General features: G+C 62.6%; 14 protein-coding genes and 1 pseudogene. 10 read left to right on the forward strand and 5 right to left on the reverse strand.

Features of this window, described 5'->3' with window-relative positions; translation table 11 throughout:
* A partial coding sequence (locus CO671_RS31605; RefSeq protein WP_141514506.1) for an NAD(P)/FAD-dependent oxidoreductase occupies positions 1 to 492 on the reverse strand: 492 nt, incomplete at its 3' end.
* A 247-nt stretch (positions 493 to 739) separates the two neighbouring features.
* Here CO671_RS31605 and CO671_RS31610 point away from each other — a divergent pair.
* A complete protein-coding gene (locus CO671_RS31610; protein WP_097609038.1) occupies positions 740 to 1,528 on the forward strand; it encodes an SDR family oxidoreductase in 789 nt (262 codons plus the stop codon).
* 14 nt (positions 1,529 to 1,542) lie between these two features.
* Here the strand turns inward: CO671_RS31610 and CO671_RS31615 are convergent, their stop codons facing one another.
* A complete protein-coding gene (locus CO671_RS31615; protein ID WP_097609039.1) occupies positions 1,543 to 2,421 on the reverse strand; it encodes an aminoglycoside phosphotransferase family protein in 879 nt (292 codons plus the stop codon).
* A 291-nt stretch (positions 2,422 to 2,712) separates the two neighbouring features.
* Between CO671_RS31615 and CO671_RS31620 the strand changes: the two genes are divergently transcribed.
* From CO671_RS31620 to CO671_RS33945, 6 genes are all read left to right on the forward strand, one after another.
* The gene (locus CO671_RS31620; protein ID WP_097609040.1) at positions 2,713 to 4,008 is read left to right on the forward strand and encodes an efflux RND transporter periplasmic adaptor subunit; all 1,296 of its coding nucleotides are present in this window, start codon (positions 2,713 to 2,715) and stop codon (positions 4,006 to 4,008) included.
* On the forward strand, positions 4,005 to 7,121 hold the full coding sequence (locus CO671_RS31625) for an efflux RND transporter permease subunit (RefSeq protein ID WP_097609041.1): 3,117 nt from the start codon (positions 4,005 to 4,007) through the stop codon (positions 7,119 to 7,121). Before CO671_RS31620 ends, CO671_RS31625 begins: the two co-directional genes overlap by 4 nt.
* A 228-nt stretch (positions 7,122 to 7,349) precedes the next feature.
* Positions 7,350 to 8,642 (forward strand): Hsp70 family protein, encoded by a 1,293-nt coding sequence (locus CO671_RS31630; RefSeq protein ID WP_097609042.1) that lies wholly within the window; start codon positions 7,350 to 7,352, stop codon positions 8,640 to 8,642.
* 68 nt (positions 8,643 to 8,710) lie between these two features.
* Positions 8,711 to 9,601, forward strand: a complete 891-nt coding sequence (locus CO671_RS31635; protein ID WP_097609043.1) for a uracil-DNA glycosylase — start codon at positions 8,711 to 8,713, stop codon at positions 9,599 to 9,601.
* A 132-nt stretch (positions 9,602 to 9,733) separates the two neighbouring features.
* A complete protein-coding gene (locus CO671_RS31640) occupies positions 9,734 to 9,925 on the forward strand; it encodes a hypothetical protein (protein WP_010035016.1) in 192 nt (63 codons plus the stop codon).
* Between the two features lie 96 nt (positions 9,926 to 10,021).
* A complete protein-coding gene (locus CO671_RS33945; protein WP_170965079.1) occupies positions 10,022 to 10,168 on the forward strand; it encodes a hypothetical protein in 147 nt (48 codons plus the stop codon).
* Here CO671_RS33945 and CO671_RS31645 read toward each other — a convergent pair whose 3' ends face one another.
* The gene (locus CO671_RS31645; protein WP_097609044.1) at positions 10,169 to 11,041 is read right to left on the reverse strand and encodes a hypothetical protein; all 873 of its coding nucleotides are present in this window, start codon (positions 11,039 to 11,041) and stop codon (positions 10,169 to 10,171) included.
* Between the two features lie 177 nt (positions 11,042 to 11,218).
* On the reverse strand, positions 11,219 to 12,157 hold the full coding sequence (locus CO671_RS31650; protein WP_097609045.1) for a DMT family transporter: 939 nt from the start codon (positions 12,155 to 12,157) through the stop codon (positions 11,219 to 11,221).
* A 234-nt stretch (positions 12,158 to 12,391) separates the two neighbouring features.
* On the opposite strand from CO671_RS31650, the pseudogene CO671_RS31655 reads away from it, so the two are divergent.
* From CO671_RS31655 to CO671_RS31665, 3 genes and pseudogenes are all read left to right on the forward strand, one after another.
* A pseudogene (locus CO671_RS31655) lies at positions 12,392 to 12,514 on the forward strand (chemotaxis protein); the annotation flags it as partial.
* Positions 12,515 to 12,700: 186 nt separating this feature from the next.
* Complete coding sequence (gene pepN / locus CO671_RS31660; protein WP_097609046.1) at positions 12,701 to 15,349, forward strand: aminopeptidase N; 2,649 nt, start codon at positions 12,701 to 12,703, stop codon at positions 15,347 to 15,349.
* 192 nt (positions 15,350 to 15,541) lie between these two features.
* On the forward strand, positions 15,542 to 17,851 hold the full coding sequence (locus tag CO671_RS31665; protein WP_097609047.1) for a PAS domain-containing sensor histidine kinase: 2,310 nt from the start codon (positions 15,542 to 15,544) through the stop codon (positions 17,849 to 17,851).
* A gap of 255 nt (positions 17,852 to 18,106) precedes the next feature.
* Here the strand turns inward: CO671_RS31665 and CO671_RS31670 are convergent, their stop codons facing one another.
* On the reverse strand, positions 18,107 to 19,561 hold the full coding sequence (locus tag CO671_RS31670) for a methyl-accepting chemotaxis protein (protein ID WP_210201927.1): 1,455 nt from the start codon (positions 19,559 to 19,561) through the stop codon (positions 18,107 to 18,109).
* Positions 19,562 to 19,598: the final 37 nt, after the last annotated feature.

A 19,598-nucleotide genomic window follows, 5' to 3' on the forward strand; every position in this document is an offset into this window, starting at 1 on the left:
GCCCATGTCGCCGGTGGCAACCCCGATCACCGCGCCCTTGTCGTCGTAGAGCACCTCGGTTGCGGCAAAGCCCGGATAGATCTCGACGCCGAGTTCTTCGGCCTTGCCGGCCAGCCAGCGACAGACATTGCCGAGCGAGACGATGTAGTTGCCGTGATTGTTCATCAGCGGCGGCATCATGAAATTCGGCAGGCGGATCGAGCCGGCCGGGCCGAGCAGCAGGAAATGGTCCGCGGTGACTTGCGTCTTGAAGGGATGATCGGCCTCATCGCGCCAGCCGGGCAGCAGCCGGTCGATGCCGATGGGATCGACGACGGCACCCGAGAGGATATGGGCGCCAACCTCGGCCCCCTTCTCCAGCACGACGACCGACAGTTCCGGATTGACCTGCTTCAGCCGGATCGCCGCCGCAAGCCCGGCAGGGCCTGCTCCGACGATCACAACGTCGAATTCCATGCTCTCGCGCTCGGGCAGCTCAGTCGTCTCGCTCATTCACTCGTCTCCGCTTGGCCACCTGTGGCCATCATCCCATGGTCCCTGTCTTGTCAAAACGACGAAGCATTGTCGAGCCGGGATGCGACAGCCAATCCTCAATTCGCACAATGATATTCAGCCGATCCAAGATTTACAATAACGCTTACGTTAACGTCAATTAAGAAACCCCGATCGGGTTACCGTCCTCCCTTTCCTTTTTCGTGGCCTGCGCCTTATACATCGCTCGAAGACATTGGAGGATATCATGGATCTCGGCATCAAGGGCAAAAGGGCACTCGTTCTCGCCTCCTCACGCGGGCTCGGCCTCGGCATTGGCGTGGCGCTGGCGCGGGAGGGCGCAAACGTGCTGCTCTGCGGGCGCAGCGGCGAGCAGCTCGAGGCCAATTGCAAGGCAATCAACAGCGAAGGCAATGGCCGGGCTGACTGGATCTGGGCCGACCTCGCAGACGAGCGCTTCGTCGAGACGGCGAGGACGGCCGTGAAGGACAAATTCGGCGGCCTCGATATCCTCGTCAACAATACCGGCGGTCCGACGCCCGGCACGACCGAGGAGATGACGGCCGAAAAGCTCGAAACCTACTTCCTCTCCATGGTCGCCCGCGTGATCACCCTCACCAATGCACTGCTGCCTGATATGAAGGCGCAGGGCTGGGGCCGCATCCTGACGGTCGCCTCATCGGGCGTGATCGAACCGATCGCCAACCTGGCGCTGTCGAATACGTTGCGCCCGGCGCTTGCCGGCTGGAGCAAGACGCTTGCCGCCGAGGTGGCGAGCTTCGGCATCACCACCAACCTGCTTCTGCCGGGCAGCATTCTGACGGCGCGGCTCGACGATCTCGATGGCGCCGCAGCAAAGCGCACCGGCAAAAGCCTCGAGGAGATCCGCGCCGACAAGGAGGCGCGCATTCCCGTCGGCCGCTACGGCCGGGTGGAGGAGTTTGCCGCAACGGCCGCCTTCCTCTGCAGCCAGCCGGCAAGCTACATCACCGGCTCGCTCATCCGCTGCGACGGCGGCGCGGCGCGATCCGTCTAGTCTCTAGAGGCTGCTCAGGCGCGGGCCGCCTGAGCAGCCCAGCTCGTCGCGCTGCGGATCATCTGCTCGACATTCCCCGGATCGTCGGCAAATTCGGCGAGTTCGGAAAGCCGGTGGAAGCCGGTCATGATCGTGATGCGCCGCCGGTCGAGCCGGCGGCCGGTCAGGATTTCATAGGCCGAGATGATGCGCGCGGTCAGATCAGGCGAGATGAAGTTCGAATAGACGAACTCCTGGTGCAACGGCCCGAAACCGGAATCGGCAAAATCGTAAAGGCCGTTGAGCCTGCCCTGCCGAAAGTCGAAGGCCATGTTCCATCCGTGGCCGTCGAAAAAGCCGTAGACCTTGCCGTAGGGATCCGGCGGCAGGAATTCGAAATCCGAAACGACGACCTCGGCAAAGCGCTGGATGTCAGCCGGCAGCAGCGGCAAAGCCTTCTTTCGTACCACGTCCGGCGATTGCCACGGCTGAATCGCCGTTGCGCCGGCCGCGCGCAGGCGGTCGGCGTCGAGCGCATGCAGCTCGGCGTAAAAACGCGCGAGATCATCCGCCAGACGCTGGCGGTCGCCCTCCCCGAGCGCATCGTAATCTTCGGCAATGAGGTGTTCGCCCTCCAGCTTGGCGTGGCTGGAGAAGATCGGCGGGCCGTCGTGAATGCGCATGTCGGGAACCGCAATCGACAGCGACGGCCTGATGATGTCGAGCAGGGCCGCTTCCCTCACCAGCGCCCGTTCGGCGCCGAGATGGCGGGGAAACTTGAAGATCAGCGTGTCGTCGACGTCGACCGCCATCGAATCCCAGCCCTTCGCCGCCAGCTTGAAGACGGAGGCCGTCAGTTGGGGAAACACGCTTATGATGAGAGAGCGAAATTCGCTGGCGTCCAACTCAGTCATGACGACCTGCCTCCTCTGTTTTTCCGCCGTTCTTCGCGTGCAGCGATCCGCCTTCGGGAACGGCATCAGCCTGCGCCGCGGACCGCCGGCAGTGCCGCCACGGAGCCGCGTCAAACGCACTCCTATTATATTAGTGTAGTTTGAGTATTACGGAATATTCATTACAAAATTTTAAGCCGTTATAACCACTTAGTGATCGCGGCCGGGGAATTATGTCTTTTTTGCGCCGCAATATAAGCGGCTCAATCGGAGCATAAAATTCGCAACCCTTGCTCAACCCGGTTCTGCCCCATGAAGAAATTTTGGATCACCGTCAGTATTATCGCCGTTGCCGCCGTCGGCCTCTGGCAATTCGGCAATCTGATCCCCTATGCCTCGCATATTCCCTACCTGTCGGAGCTGATCCGGCAGCCGGCCGGCGGCAATGGCGGCGGCCAGCAGGGGCAGGCCGACCAGGCCCAGGACGGCGGACAGCATCAGGGCGGCGGGCGCAGACGCGGCGGTGGCGGCCCGACCGTCGTCAAAACAGTCGCAGCCGTCAAAACGACGCTGCCGATGGATGTGACGGCGTCCGGCTGGGCTGACGCCGATGACAACACCACCATCGCCGCCCAGGAACAGGGGCTGATCGTCAGCATCGCGGCGCAGGACGGGGCGACCGTCAAGGCCGGCGACCTGATCGCCAAGCTCGACGACCGGACGGCCAAGGCCGCCGTCGACAAGGACAATGCGATGATCGTGCGCGACACGGCGACGCTTTCAGAGGCCGAGACCGCGCTGGTGCGCGCCCAGGATCTGTTCGACCAGAAGGCCGGCACCCAGCAGAGCCTCGATCAGGCGAGAGCCGCCCGCGACACTGCCGCAGCGACGGTCGATGCGGATAAGTCAACACTTGCCTCCGATCAGATCCTGCTCGAGCATACCGATATCCGCGCGCCCTTCGACGGCCGGCTCGGCGATATCGCCGTCAGCAAGGGCGCCTTCCTCAATGCCGGCGCGGCCATCGTCACCATCGCCAAGTACGATCCGATCTATGTGAAATTCCACTTGCAGGAACGTTATCTGCGCGAGCTGAAGAAGGCACTCGCAGCCGGACCGGTCGAGGTCAGCACGGCGCCCAATTCCACCAAGGGGCAGGTCCGCAAGGGCGAGATCAGCTTCTACGACAACACGGTCGACACCGCCTCCGGCACGATCCTCGCCAAGGCGAAATTCGAGAATGCCTCCGGCGCGCTCTGGCCCGGCCAGTCGGTCAATATCGTCGTGCATTTCAACAGCAAGGAACAGCAGGTGGTGGTGCCGACGGTTGCCGTCAGCCCCGGCCCGGACGGCTTCTTCGCCTTCATCGCCAAGGACGGAAAATCGCATCTGACGCCGGTCACCGTCGCCCGCGCCAATGGCGGCTTCACCGCCATCGAATCGGGCCTTTCCGAAGGCGACCATGTCGTCGTCGAGGGCCAGGGCCAGCTCAGCGATCAGCAGGCGATCCACGAAGAGTTCGACGAAAAGGCGCTCAATGTCGCCTCCGCCGACGCGCCTCGGCAGCCGCAGCAGTCCGAGACGATCACGGTGGGAGCGCAGCAATGATCCCGAATTTCTGCATCCAGCGCCCCGTCGCCACGACGCTGCTTGCCATCGGCGTCATTCTGGCCGGCCTTGCCGGTTACCGGCTCGTGCCGGTCGCGGCCCTGCCGCAGGTCGATTTTCCGACGATCAACGTTTCGGCACAGCTGAGCGGCGCCTCGCCGCAGACAATGGCGACATCGGTCGCCACGCCGCTGATCAAGCAGTTCGAGACCATTCCCGGCATCAGCGAGATCAGCGCCTCAAGCTCGCTCGGCAGCACCAGCATCGTGCTGCAGTTCGACCTCAACCGTGATATCGACGCGGCCGCGGCCGACGTGCAGGCGGCAATCTCGCACGCCACCCGGCAACTGCCCGACAATCTGACGACACCGCCGAGCTACCGCAAGACCAACCCGGCCGATGCGCCGGTCATGCTGCTCTCGGTGCAGAGCAACACCATGCCGCGCAGCAAGCTCGACGAGATCGCCGAAGACATCATCTCGCCGTCGCTGTCGACACTCCCGGGCGTTGCCCAAGTCAGCGTCTTCGGAGCACAGACCTATGCGGTGCGCGTCGAGGTCGATCCCAACAAGTTGCTCACCCGCGGCATCGGCATCGACACCGTCAATAAGGCGCTTTCTGCCGCCAACAGCCAGCAGCCTGTGGGCACGCTGCAGAACAATGCGCAGAGCATGACCATCACGGCGAATACGCAGCGCACCAATGCCGAACAATTCCGCTCGCTGGTGATTGCCAATCCGAACGGCGCGCCGATCCATCTCGGTGATGTCGCCGATGTGCAGGACGGCGTCGAGAACCAGTATACCGGCAGCTGGTATGACGGGCAGCGCGGCATCATCCTCGCCATTCAGCGCCAGCCGGATGCCAATACGGTCGACGTCGTCGACGCCATCAATGCCAAGCTGCCGCAGCTTCACGCCGAAATCCCGGCGTCGGTCACGACTGTCGTCATGAACGACGCCGCAAAACCCATCCGTGCGGCCATCGCCGACGTGAAATTCACGCTGTTCCTGACGATCGGCCTCGTCGTCCTGGTCATCTATCTCTTCACCGGCCATGCGACGGCGACGATCATTCCGGGGCTTGCCGTTCCACTGTCCCTGATTTCGACCTTCGGCATGATGTATGTGCTCGGCTACAGCATCGACAATATCTCGCTGCTCGGGCTGACGCTCGCGGTGGGGCTGGTGGTCGACGACGCGATCGTCATGCTGGAAAACATCCTGCGCCATGTCGAGGAAGGCATGCCGGTGCGCGAAGCGGCGATCAAGGGAGCGGGCGAAGTCAGCTATACCATCATTTCCATGTCGGTTTCCCTGATCGCCGTCTTTATCCCGATCCTGCTGATGGGCGGCGTCGTCGGCCGCGTGTTCAACGAATTCGGCATGGTGGTCGCCATCGCCATCATCTCGTCGGCCATCGTCTCGCTGACCGTGACGCCGATGCTCGGCTCGCGCCTCTCCAACAATCACAGCCGGCCGCCGCTCCTGATCCGCCTCTTCGATGCCGGGTTCGAGCGGACGCTCAGCGGCTACGACCGAGCGGTCGGCTGGTGCCTGCGCCATCGCGTGACGATCCTCGGCGTGTTCCTCGGCTCGGTGGCGCTGACGATCTACTTCTTCATGACGCTGCCGACGAGCTTCTTCCCGCAGGAAGACATCGGCCGCCTGACGATCAGCACCCAGGCCCGCCAGGATATTTCCTACTCGGCCATGGAGGCGCTGCAGCAGCAGGCGGCAGCCGCCGTCAAGGCGAACCCGGCGGTCAACCACGTGATGTCGACGATCGGCGGCAACCCGAACAAACCGCAGAACAACGGCTCGATGTTCGTCGAGCTGAAGGACAAGAAGGAGCGTCCGCCGCTCGACCAGACGCTGCGCGAGCTGCGCACGGCGATCAACACGATCCCCGGATTGCAGGCCTTCGTGACGCCGAACCAGAGCCTGCGGTTCGGTGGCCGCCAGACCGCCAGCCAGTATCAGCTGGTCATCCAGGCGCTGAGCGCCGACCAGACCAACCTCTGGGCCGGCAAGATCCAGGCGGCGATGCGCAAGGACCGGCTGTTCACCGACGTCACCTCGGACGCCCAGAACAACGCCCTGCAGGCCAATATCGTCATCGATACCGAGCGGGCGGCCGCCTTTGGGATCGACAATGATACGCTGCGCACGACGCTGCAGGAATCCTTCAGCGGATATACGGCGGCGGAGATCCAGTCGACCGGCGACAGCTACGACGTCATCGTCGAATACGATACGAGCAAACCCTGGGACGACCAGAAACTGGCGGAAATCCGTGTCGCCTCGTCGAATGGCAGCCTGGTGCCGCTTTCGAACTTCGCGCATGTCGAGCGCACCACCGGCCCGGTCACCATCAATCAGACGGGCCAGCTCGTCTCGACCACCGTCTCCTTCAACCTGCCGGAGGGCGTCTCGCTTAGCGACGCGACGGCGGCGATCGACCAGATCAAGAAGGAGATCAGCCTGCCGGCCGACGTCTTCACCTCCTATGGCGGCACGGCGGAAATCTTCCAGCAGTCGCAGGGCAATACGCCCTACCTGATCCTGGCGGCCGTCTTGACCATCTATGTCGTGCTCGGCGTGCTCTATGAAAGCTTCATCCATCCGCTGACCATTCTCTCCGGCCTGCCGGCGGCGGCCTTCGGCGCGCTGCTGGCCTTGAAGATCATGGGATTCGATCTGTCGATCATCGCCCTCATCGGCCTGCTGATGCTGATCGGCATCGTCAAGAAGAACGCGATCATGATGATCGACGTGGCGGTGGAGACCATGCGCACAACCGGCGAACAGGCGACGGCGGCGATCCACGAGGCTTGCGTGCGCCGCTTCCGGCCGATCATGATGACGACCTTCTGCGCCCTGCTCGGCGCCCTGCCGATCGCGCTTGGCACCGGCGCAAGCTCCGAGCTGCGCCAGCCGCTCGGCATCGCGGTTGTCGGCGGTCTCGTCGTCTCGCAGTTGCTGACGCTGTTCATCACTCCTGTCATCTTCGTCGAGATGGACCGCTTCGGAAACTTCCTCGGCCGGCTGATCGGCGGAAAAAACGTCGAGGAGCCGGAGTTGCAGGAGGCCAGGGCAATGGCTGCCGAATGATGACGGCCCTCTGACTTCGGTGTCGCCAGCCCTTGCGGCGCACGTCTTCTTCCCCGGGCATTTCTTCCCCAGGGAGAACACGTGCGCCTTCGATCACATCAACTTTCGATCCTCTTGAATGTGTCACGCCTCTGTGGCATCACCCGCCCTCCTGAATCCGGGCGTCCTTTCGCCCTTCGCGGAGCAACGCTCCGTCTCCAATAACAATCGGCATGAAGAGGTGCGGGCATGGCTCAGGCGCTGGGTTTCGACTTCGGCACGACGAATACGGTTCTCGCCATGGTGGATGGCGGGGCAACGCGCTCGATGGCGTTCACGAGCACGGCGGGAACGGCCGACAGCATGCGCACGGCGCTTTCCTTCATGAAGGATGCCCAGCTCGGCGCCTCGGCGCTGAAGGTGGAGGCGGGCCATGCGGCGATCCGCCAGTTCATCGACAATCCCGGCGAGTGCCGCTTTCTGCAGTCGATCAAGACCTTTGCCGCAAGCGCGCTGTTCCAGGGCACGCTGATCTTTGCCAAGCGCCATAATTTCGAAGATCTGATGGAGATCTTCGTGCGGCGCCTGCGCAACTATGCCGGCGACAGCTGGCCTTCGGACGTCAGCCGCATCGTCACCGGCCGTCCGGTGCATTTCGCCGGCGCCAGCCCCGATCCTGATCTGGCGACCGAACGCTACAACGAGGCGCTGTCGCGCTTCGGTTTTCCCGAAATCCACTATGTCTACGAGCCGGTCGCCGCCGCCTTCTACTTCGCGCAGAACCTGAAGCAGGATGCGACCGTGCTGGTCGCCGATTTCGGCGGCGGCACCACCGACTATTCGCTGATCCGCTTCGAGACCGTCGCCGGCAGGCTGACGGCCACGCCGATCGGCCATTCCGGCGTCGGCGTCGCCGGCGACCATTTCGACTACCGGATGATCGACAACATCGTGGCGCCGCTGATCGGCAAGGGCAGCCATTTCAAGAGCTTCGACAAGGTTCTCGAAGTGCCGTCCAACTACTATTCCAGCTTCGGCCGCTGGAACCAGCTGTCGATCTTCAAGACCACGCGCGAATTCGAGGATCTGAAGAAGCTGGTGCGCACCAGCCTGGAGCCGGAAAAGCTGGAGATCTTCATCGATCTCATCGACCATGACGAGGGTTATCCGCTCTACCAGGCGGTCTCGGCGACGAAGATGGCACTCTCGGCCGCCGAGGAGGCGCCCTTCGATTTTGCGCCGCTTGGCCGCGGCGGACACCGCAGCATCAAGCGCAGCGATTTCGAAGGCTGGATCGCCGAGGATCTCGCCCGCATCGAAGGCGCGCTCGACGAGGTGCTCGACAAGACCGAGACGAAGGCTGCCGAGATCGACAAGGTGTTCCTCACCGGCGGCACCTCCTTCGTGCCGGCCGTGCGCCGCATCTTCACCGAGCGCTTCGAGCGCGACCGGATCGAAAGCGGCGGCGAACTGCTGTCGATCGCCCATGGCCTGGCGCTGATCGGCGAGCGCGACGACATCGCGCAATGGACTGTGCAATAAAGCCGGCAGGAGCGGCCAATGTGCCGCCCGCCCTTTCAATGCCCATTTCTCTCCGTTAAGCTTGCCGCATGATCTCCGCCAACGACCTTTCCCCCGCCGAGCTGGCAGCGCTTCTGCATTTCCATGCGGATGCCGGCGTGGAGTGGCTGCTGGAGGAAGAGGCGGTCGACCGTTTCGCCGAGTTCGAGGCGATGAAGGCGGCGCGCCGTCCGGCGTCGGCGCAGCAGGAACGTCCCGCGGTCGGAGAGCGCCCAAACAGCGGAGAACGCCAGACATTGCCGCGCCCGACGGCAGCAGCGCGTCCGGCCCCGGTCTCCGGCCCGCAACCGGCGATTCCCGACGGCGAGGCGGTGCAGCAGGCGCGCTTCGTCGCCGAAGCGGCGCGATCGCTGGCAGAGCTCAAGACCGCGATCGAAGCCTTCAACGGCTGCAATCTCAAACACAGCGCCCGCTCGACCATCTTTGCCAGCGGCGACGCCGAAAGCGGCATCATGGTGATCGGCTCGGCGCCGAGCGCCGAAGACGATCGGGAAGGCCTGCCCTTCTCGGGAAAATCCGGCCAGTTGTTCGACAAGATGCTGGCGGCGATCGGGCTCAGCCGCTCGAGCGTTCTGCTGACACAGGTCATTCCCTGGCGTCCGCCCGGCAACCGGGCGGCGTCGGCGGCCGAGATCGACATCTGCCGGCCCTTCATCGAGCGCCAGATCGCGCTCGCCGAACCGCAGGCGATCCTGCTGCTCGGCAATTTCGCGGCACGGTTCTTCCTCGGGGAAAACGATACGATTCACGGCCTGCGCGGCCGTTGGAAGGATATCGTCATCGCCGATCGCGCCATTCCGGCCATCGCCAGCCTGCACCCCCAGGATCTGTTAACCGCACCCGTCAACAAGAGGCTGGCCTGGAACGATCTTCTCGCCTTTCAGGCAAAACTCAAATCCCTCTCTCTGCTCAGAAATTAGCCGAAGTTGAATAATTTATGAAGCGCGCCATGCATTTTTCGCATAGCTGCATCGCGCCAGCATGCATTGTAGAATCTATGTTGCACTGCAATATAAGCCTGTGTCTTGGGAGGAATCACAGGAACCAAGGCCATGAACAAGAGATTTCGTCCTATCCATTCCGGGTTTGAAACCCTTCGCCTTGCCGGCGACCAGCTTCGCTCCACACATGGCTACAGCCGCTTCGGCTTCGCCACGAACGAACAGATGATCGCCCGCGGAACCGGCATCAACAGCCGCACGGCGCGCCCGAACGCCATTTTCTCGGACTTCCAGCAATATTGAGCGGCAGGCGCTACAGCGCTGCCAAGTCTTTCCAGATGCTCAGATGACACTGTAGCGCTCTGAATTTGCTGCCTTTACATGTTAGAGTCACCCACCATGCCAACGATCCTGCTATCGCTTCTGCGCAACATCGAAACCTTCGAGCATATCCGCGCCGCGGTCTGCGCCGCGCGCGAGTATGAGCGCGAGCTGTCGGTAAAGCCGGCCAATGCCGCCCCGGGCTCAGCAGCGATCATCCTGTAATCACACCGCCAGCGCGTCGATCCGGGCCTTCGCCCATTCGAAGGCTTCGTCGACATAGGCGAACTTGACCGCCTGCCAGGCGCAATATTCCTCGACGAAATGCCGCGATATCCAAAGATGCGTCTTGCGCGGCTCATCATGCCAGCCGACGCAGCCGCGCTGCGCCGCCTTTGCCAGGAGCCGTTGCAGGTGCGTGCGCGACATCATGAAATCGGCGGCAAGCGCGCGGGTTTCGACGCGGCCGACGAGAAACTTGCCCGCCCCGGTGTCTTCCGGATCCATCCTGGCGATGAAGTTGTCGACGACGAGGCCGCCAGCTTCGGTCCAGAGAAACAACGCCACCTGCGCCGGCGGCTCCCGCCAGGCGGCATCTTCCAGGCAGTGGCGGGCAACGCGCGGCTGAACGAGCCTCATCAATGATGGATTTGCCTGGAAAACAGCCGCCCGTTCACCGCCGTCGAGCAGGTCGAGCGCGGCGAGATTGGCGTGAATCCAGGCAAACATCGCCTGGTGGCTGACATTGGCGGGCTCGAAATGGCGTGGCCGGCGCCGCTCGTCGCCGGGCGTATGGGTGATGAAGCGGTAGGTATAGAGTTCTTCGATGAAGGCGAGCACGGTGTTGCGGCTGGCCACCTTGTGGGCGGTGATGCGGCCAGTCAGCCGAACGGCGGTAAAACCCGAGGTCGGCTCGCGCGGATCATATTCCAGGTGGAGGGCATAGGCCGTCTGGGTCAGCAGCCAGCGCTGGTGGGAGGCGAGCAATCGTGCCAGACGCGGGCCGGCGTCGAACATGCCGCGCGTCTGGCCGGCCAGAAAGCGGATACTCGTCAGAAAGGAGCAGTTCCCCGCCAATTGCTCCGCCGTGAATGCCATTACGCTTTTCTCCACCTCCGCTCGCAGGCCAGCGTTCGGAGCAGTAATATCGAAAGCCGCGGTGGCAACGGCCCGTCAGCCGTGCACAGCGTTGAATAAATGATAGTTTCTCATGTTCAACAATCATATTCCTGAGGTCGACGCCATCCTAAGAATTGACCATTCCTGCCTTGGACCTCAGGCCTGCGGCGTCGTCGCCTTGCGCGCCTCGCGCTGTTCGATACCCAGCTGATGCTCGCGATAGATGATGAAGATACCGGCCGCAACGACGATGACGGTGCCGACCAGCATGGTGATGCTCGGCACGTCGCCGAAGACGAAGTAGCCGACGATGCCGCCAAGCAGGATCGACGTATATTCGAACGGGGCGATGGTGGAGACGTCGGCATGGCGGTAACTTTCGGTCAGCAGGATCTGCGCGACGCCACCGCAAAAGCCGGCAGCGATCAGATAAAGCGCCGACGGCCATGGCAGGACGAGCCAGCCGAAAGGCAGCGAAGCCAGCGAGAAGACCGATGCGGTGAGCGAAAAATACAGCACGATCGTCGCCGTCTTCTCCTCCTCGACGAGCCGACGCACCTGGATCATCGCCATGCCGCCGAGAACCGCCGAAAACAGCACGCACAGCGCGCCGACGGCCTGTTCGGTTTCCATGCCGCCGTCGCGAAACAGGGTGAGCTTTGGCCAGGAGATGATGGCAACGCCGGCCATTCCGACCAGAACGGCACTCCAGCGATAGATGCGCACGGTCTCGCCGAGAAAAACCGCGGCAAAGATCACGGCGACGAGCGGCAATGCGTAGCCGAGCGCAATCGCCTCCGGCAGCGGCAGGTGCAGGAGGCCGTAAAAACCGAAAGCCATCGACAGGATGCCGATCGTGCCGCGCTTCAGGTGGCCGACCGGATTGGCGGTGTGGAAGGCGGGGCGCAGCTGTCCGATATAGGCGAGATAGGCCATGATCGGGAAGAGCGCGAAGAAGGACCTGCAGAAGGTGACCTGACCCGGCGGAATATCCGGCCCGGCCAGCTTGATGCAGGTCTGCATGGCCAGGAAGACCACGACCGACGAGACTTTCAGCGCAATGCCTCTCATCGGGTTTCTGAGAACCGAGTGCATGATCCTGGCTCTAATGCTGACTTGAACGAACGGGGAGACGCGTTCGACTCGGGAACGCAACAGGTGACGCCGCCATCGTAGCGAAAGAAAATCCTGCTGCATAATCCTTAAATCGGCAGGAGTTCAAAGTTTTACGGCATGCTTTGCGCGTCTGAAGAGGCGGCGTTGTCATCGGCAAATCCTCAAGCAGGACCGGTAAATCCGGGCAAAAGACAGCGATTGCGACAATAACGCTCGATCGTCGCCTTCGCGCGCACCGTCTGCGACGAGGATTACGACGGCCTCGGCTGGCAGGGCGTCGTCGTGCAGCAGACCGAAAGCGACGCGACGATCAAGGCCGCGCTCAATCTGAAATAGCGGTCCTTCTCCCGGCCGCCGCATCCATCCGTTTCAAGCAGGATATTTTGCCCGCGAACTTCGTGTTCACGGGCAATTTGCTTTAACTTTAGTTCAGACTTTAATGTAATCATGCCCGGCAAATTCTCGCAGAGTGCGCCCGCCTCTGTATCCGCGGTTGTCAAATAACGGTCTTCAGGAAACACCATGCGAACAGATACCGGCCAGGTCATTCATCTGGCAGATTACCGTCCCACCGACTTCGTGCTGGAACGCGTGGACCTGACCTTCGAACTCGATCCGACGGAGACAAAGGTCGAAGCCCGTCTGATCTTTCACCGTCGCCCGGGCGCCGACATTACCGCGCCGATCGTGCTCGACGGCGACGAGCTGACGCTGGCGGGGCTGCTGTTCGACCAGGTGGAGCTCGACCCTTCGCGTTATGATGCGACGCCGGAAAGCCTGACCGTGCGCGACCTGCCGGAGAGCGCCCCCTTCGAGCTGACGATCACCACGATCATCAACCCCGAGGCCAATACCCAGCTGATGGGCCTCTATCGCACCGGCGGCATCTATTGCACGCAGTGCGAGGCGGAGGGCTTCCGCCGCATCACCTATTTCCCCGACCGGCCCGACGTGCTTGCGCCGTTCACCGTCAACATCATCGCCGACAAGGAGGCCAATCCGCTGCTCCTGTCGAACGGCAACTTCCTCGGCGGCGCCGGCTATGGCCCCGGCAAGCATTTCGCCGCCTGGTTCGACCCGCATCCGAAGCCGAGCTATCTCTTTGCCCTCGTTGCCGGCGATCTCGGCGTCGTCGAAGACACCTTCACCACCATGTCGGGCCGCGACGTGGTGCTGAAGATCTATGTCGAGCACGGCAAGGAGCCGCGCGCTGCCTACGCCATGGATGCGCTGAAGCGCTCGATGGCATGGGACGAAGAGAGGTTCGGGCGCGAATATGATCTCGACATCTTCATGATCGTCGCCGTCTCCGACTTCAACATGGGGGCGATGGAGAACAAGGGCCTCAACGTCTTCAACGACAGATACGTCCTTGCCGATCCCGAGAGCGCGACCGATGCCGACTACGCCAATATCGAAGCGGTCATCGCGCACGAATATTTCCACAACTGGACCGGCAACCGCATCACCTGCCGCGACTGGTTCCAGCTGTGCCTTAAGGAAGGCCTGACGGTCTATCGCGACCAGGAATTTTCCTCCGACCAGCGCTCGCGCCCGGTCAAGCGCATCGCCGATGTGCGCCATCTGAAGTCCGAGCAGTTTCCGGAGGATGGCGGCCCGCTCGCCCATGCGGTGCGGCCGACGACATATCGCGAGATCAACAATTTCTACACGAGGACCGTCTACGAGAAGGGCAGCGAAGTCACGCGGATGATCGCGACGCTGCTCGGCAGAGACGGCTTCAAGAAGGGCATGGACCTCTATTTCGACCGCCATGACGGCCAGGCGGTGACGATCGAGGATTTCGTCAAATGCTTCGAGGATGCGAGCGGCCGCGACCTCACGCAATTCTCGCTCTGGTACCATCAGGCCGGGACACCGCTCGTCACCGCATCGGGCAGCTATGATCCGGCGGCCGGCAGCTTCACTCTGTCGCTCGAACAGATGACGCCTGCGACACCCGGCCAGTCGAGCAAGGAACCGATGCATATCCCGCTCAGCCTGGCGCTCTTCGGCGAAAACGGCGGCAAGATCGCGCCGAGCTCGGTCGACGGCGCCGAATATGCCGGCGAGGTGCTGCACCTGACCGGCCGCACGCAGACGGCAGTGTTTCATGGCATCGGCTCGCGCCCGGTCGTTTCGATCAACCGCAGCTTCTCGGCGCCGATCAACCTGCATTTCGATCAAAGCCCGGCAGACCTCGCCCATCTCGCCCGTCATGAGACCGATCATTTCGCCCGCTGGCAGGCGCTGACCGATCTGGCGCTGCCGAACCTTCTCAAGGCTGCCCGCGACGCGCGCGAGGGCAAGCCGGTCGTCTGCGAGCCGACCTTCGTCGAGACGCTGATTGCGGCGGCCGCCGACGAAAGCCTCGAGCCGGCCTTCCGCGCCCAGGCGCTGGCGCTGCCGAGCGAATCCGATATTGCCCGCGAACTCGGCGGCAACAACGATCCCGACGCCATCCATGCCGGCCGGCAGGCGATCCTCAAACAGATCGCCGACGCCGGAAAGGATGTCTTTGCCGGCCTCTACGCGGCGATGGCGACATCCGGCGGCTTCAGCCCCGATGCCAAGAGCGCCGGCCTGCGGGCGCTGCGCAATAGCGCGCTGACCTATCTCTCGCACGCCGAACAGACACCTGCGCGCGCCAAGGCAGCCTTCGACGCAGCCGACAACATGACCGACCTCAGCCATGCGCTGACGATCCTCGCCCATCGTTTCCCCGACAGTGCGGAGGCAAGCGAGGCGCTGGCCGCCTTCCGCGATCGCTTTGCCGAAAACGCACTCGTCATCGACAAATGGTTCACGATCCAGGCCGGCATTCCGGGCGCCAAGGCGCTGGACCGCGTGCGCGGCCTGATGGAGAACCCGCTTTTCAAGCGGACCAACCCGAACCGGATGCGGGCGCTGGTCGGAACCTTCGCCTTTGCCAACCCGACCGGTTTCGGCCGGGCCGACGGCGAAGGCTATCGCTTCCTCGCCGGTCAGATTCTCGAGATCGACGGCCGCAACCCACAGCTTGCAGCCCGCATTCTCACCTCGATGCGTTCCTGGCGCTCGCTGGAGCCGGTACGCGCCGATCACGCCCGCTCTGCGCTGATCGAGATCGAGCGGGCGCCCGACCTTTCCACCGACGTGCGCGATATCGTCGAGCGCACGCTTAAAGGGTGATTTTGCTTGGTCCGGCCGTCGCGCACCACGCGGCGGCCGCCTCGCCCGGCGATTCGAATCGCCCGAAAAATACGAAAATATAAATAGTTAACGGATTTTTACCTTTGCCTCTGGACAAGGCGAATCACCCATGATTCTCTAGGTCAGGTTCGAGCGAGCGGCGCGCGAATCACACGAGGGACAGGCGAAGAGATGATGGACGTGCGGCGGGCAACCGTGGCCGGAGGACGGCTGCGTGTCGATTTTGACGGGCTGAAAGCCTGGCGAGACAGCCTATCCGGTCACTCGACATCGGAGCCGCTCCTGCGTCATCTGCCGAAGGCGGAGCTGATCTTGAAGCGCGCCATTCCGGCGCTGATCATCGCCTTCCTCTCCGTCGTCGCCGCCTCGCATTTCTTCGGCATGATGAGCGAATACAGCCGGCTGGAGGCTTCCGCCCGCCATGCCACCGCGCTTTCGGCGGCAACGGCCTCGGCCGTATTTGCCGATGCGGCCGACATTTTTGACAGCGGCGATATCACCGAGGCACAGGCCCGGCTTGCCAGGTACCTGCCGCAGGACCGGCTGGACAACGGCGCTTTCGTGCTGCTGGTGCAAGCCAGCGGCAAGGTTTTTGCCGCAACGACCGCCGGGCTTTCGCATGTCGGCAGCAATGTCGGCGATTTCTTCCCGGAAGTCTCGGCGATCCGGCGTTTCGGCGATCGGGCCGGCGTCATCGAAACGACGATCGGCGGCGTGCCGCACTATGCCGAGATCACGCTGATGGGCAATGCCGGCGGCTACGTCGTCGCCGCCACCTCGCTCGAGGAGGTCGGCCGGCTCTGGCGCGAGCAGCTGGCGCTCAACGTGACGCTGTTTGCCGGCATCTCCTCGATCCTGCTCGTCATCCTCTATGCCTATTACACGCAGGTGAAGCGGGCCCGCGACGCCGACGACATTTTCCTGGAATCGAACCTGCGCGTCGAGACGGCGCTGTCGCGCGGCCGCTGCGGCCTTTGGGACTTCGATTTCGAGAACCGCGAATTCTTCTGGTCGCGCTCGATGTACGACATGCTCGGCCTGCCGGGGTCCGACAAGACGATGGGCTTCGGCGAAGCCGCGCGGCTGATGCATCCCGATGACGGCGGGCTCTACGAGATCGCCCGCGCCATCGCCAAGGGCCATTCCGGCCAGGTCGATCAGATCTTCCGCATGCGCCATGCCGGCGGCCACTATGTCTGGATGCGGGCGCGCGCCCAGGTGATCCGCAGCAATTCCGGCCGCATGCACCTGATCGGCATCGCCATGGACGTGACCGAACAGCACCGGCTCGCCCAGCGCTATGCGGAAGCCGATCAGCGCTTGGCCGACGCCATCGAATGCACCTCGGAAGCCTTCGTGCTCTGGGACAAGAACGACCGGCTGGTCATGTGCAACACGCATTTCCAGCAGGCTTACGGGCTGCCGGACAGCGTGCTGGTGCCCGGCACCGAACGCTCGATCGTCAATGCCGCCGCCGCCCGCCCGGTCATCGAGCGGCGGATCGCCGATGCCGACGGCTCCGGCTATTCGCGCACGACGGAGGTGCAGCTGGCCGACGAGCGCTGGCTGCAGATCAACGAGCGGCGCACCCGCGACGGCGGCAGGGTGTCGGTCGGAACCGACATCACGCTGATGAAACGCCATCAGGAGCGGCTGCGCGAATCCGAACGCCGGCTGATGGCGACGATCGGCGATCTTTCGGCCTCGCGCCAGACGCTGGAGATCCAGAAGGCCGAGCTTTCGACCGCCAACGCCAACTACCAGGCGGAGAAGGAACGCGCCGAGGCCGCCAACAAGGCGAAGTCGGAATTCCTCGCCAACATGTCGCATGAGCTGCGCACGCCGCTGAACGCCATTCTCGGCTTTTCGGAAATCCTGCAGAACCAGATGTTCGGACCGCTCGGCTCGCTGAAATACGACGAATATGCCCGTGATATCCATGACAGCGGCAAACATCTGCTCAACGTCATCAACGATATCCTCGACATGTCGAAGATCGAGGCCGGCCATCTCAGGCTGCATTGCGAGCGCATCGACCTCGTGCCGCTGATCGAGGAAAGCCTGCGCTTCACCGCCATTCCGGCGGCCGAAAAGAACATCGTCATCGACCAGCGCATCTCCTCCGGCCTGACGCTGACGGCCGACCGCCGGGCGATGAAACAGGTGCTGCTCAACCTGCTCTCCAATGCGGTCAAGTTCACCGACAATGGCGGCCGCATCGCGGTGCGCACACGGCGCGTCGACGGCGCCGTCACCGTCACCATCGCCGATACCGGCATCGGCATCCCGCGCTCGGCGCTGTCGAAGATCGGCCAGCCGTTCGAACAGGTGCAGAGCCAATACGCCAAGAGCAAGGGCGGCTCCGGCCTCGGGCTTGCCATCTCGCGCTCGCTGACCGCGCTGCATGGCGGCCGCATGAAGATCCGCTCGCGCGAAGCGGTGGGCACGGTGATCTCGCTGCGCATTCCGGACGACGTTTAATTTCGACTAAGGCGGTCATTGTAACGCCGGATGATGATGGCCAGCCGCGGATTATTCCGACGCCACAGGATCGTGACGATCGTCTATGATTTGCTGGTCGGTGACAGCTCGCTGACCCTCGCTGCACGGCGGCCGCATGAAGATCCGCTCCGCGAAGCTATGCGGACCGTGATCTCGCTGCGCAGGAATTCGACGTGATATAGCGCCCGCTGCGCCCCTGAAACGGAGCGCAGCGCTGCAGGGCATATCGTAGCATCAAGCGGCGATGTTACCGCGAATGATGGACCGTGAACGAACGGGGTCGGCGGCAAGTTTGAAGTTATTCACCAGGTCGGCGAGGTGCCGCGTCTTGGCTCGAAGATCGGACGCCGCGGTTGTTGTTTCTTCGACCATCGCCGAATTCTGCTGCGTAACCTGATCCATTTGCACGATTGCCGCGTTGACCTCGGTCAGGCCGGCAGCCTGTTCCTGCGCGGAGGTGGCGATTGCGCCTATCAAACCGTCAATCTCGTTGACCTTGCTGACAATGGTTCCGAGCGTCTGGCTGGTACTTTCCACCAGCTCGACCCCGCGCTTCACCTGCTGCGAACTTGCCGCGATAAGGCCGCGAATTTCCTTGGCGGCTTCCGCCGAACGCTGTGCGAGTGCACGCACTTCGGACGCGACAACCGCGAAGCCTTTTCCCGCATCGCCGGCACGCGCCGCTTCGACGCCGGCATTGAGCGCCAGCAAATTGGTCTGGAAAGCAATTTCATCGATAACTGCGATGATCTGATTGATTTCCCCTGAGCTTCTGGCGATTTCACTCATGGCCTGTTCGGCCTGACTCATGATTTCGCCGGATCGATCGACATCGGCTTTGGCGCCGGATGCGACCTCGTTCGCCCGCTTTGCATCCTGCGAAGTGCGTTGGACGGTCGTGGTGATTTCCTCAACGGCGGCCGCCGTCTTTTCAAGCGAACTCGCCTGCCGCTCCGTGCGCTGGGAGAGATCATCCGATGCCGTGGCAATTTCCTCGGTGCCGGTGCGAATTGCTTCGGCTGTCGCGCTGATGCGCAGCATGGCATCCAGCAAAGCTTCGGTCGCACCATTGAAGTTGGTCTTGGCGGCCTCGCTCTTTGCGGGAAACTCAGCCTCGATCCGATAACTCAGATCTCGGTTGGCAAGCGCGGTGAGCGCGTCGCTGAGGTTGGCCATGGAGACGCGGTCGGCTTCGGCTTCGCTTTCCTTGAGCCGGCGATCGAATTCGTTGCGCTCTCTTTCCGCCGTTGCGGAAATTTCCGCAAAGAAATGATGCATCGCAACGGAAACATCAACAAAGATCGAATTCAAAAGGCTGCGAAGGAGTTCCCGGCGTTTGGCGGCAGTTTTCCATTTTGATGCTTCGACGAGCGTAATCACGAGTTCCGCTGCATAAATTGCGTAGCCCGACAGGTAAGCGGGATATTCGACCATCTGCGCAATATTTTGGGCAATCGCCGCCTGTTCGGTAAAATATTGCTCGGAGAGATCGCCGGTAGCGATACGGTTGAACTTGCGCAGTTCCTGTTGAAACAGTGCTTCGGAAAGCTCTTTGAAATTCGGATCGACCGAGCGATATGCGCAAGTCAGGACGTGGCGCAGATTTTTTTGAACAAGATCCCTAACTTCGGTTCCCACCCGCTTTTGTGCATCGCTCCAAGGCTTGATCTGCTCTTCAATATTTTTCATCGTATACCTGTTTATATGCAACTAAAGCGGGATAATC

It is taken from the genome of Rhizobium sp. M10, from assembly GCF_002531955.1.
GTDB lineage: Bacteria > Pseudomonadota > Alphaproteobacteria > Rhizobiales > Rhizobiaceae > Rhizobium > Rhizobium etli_C.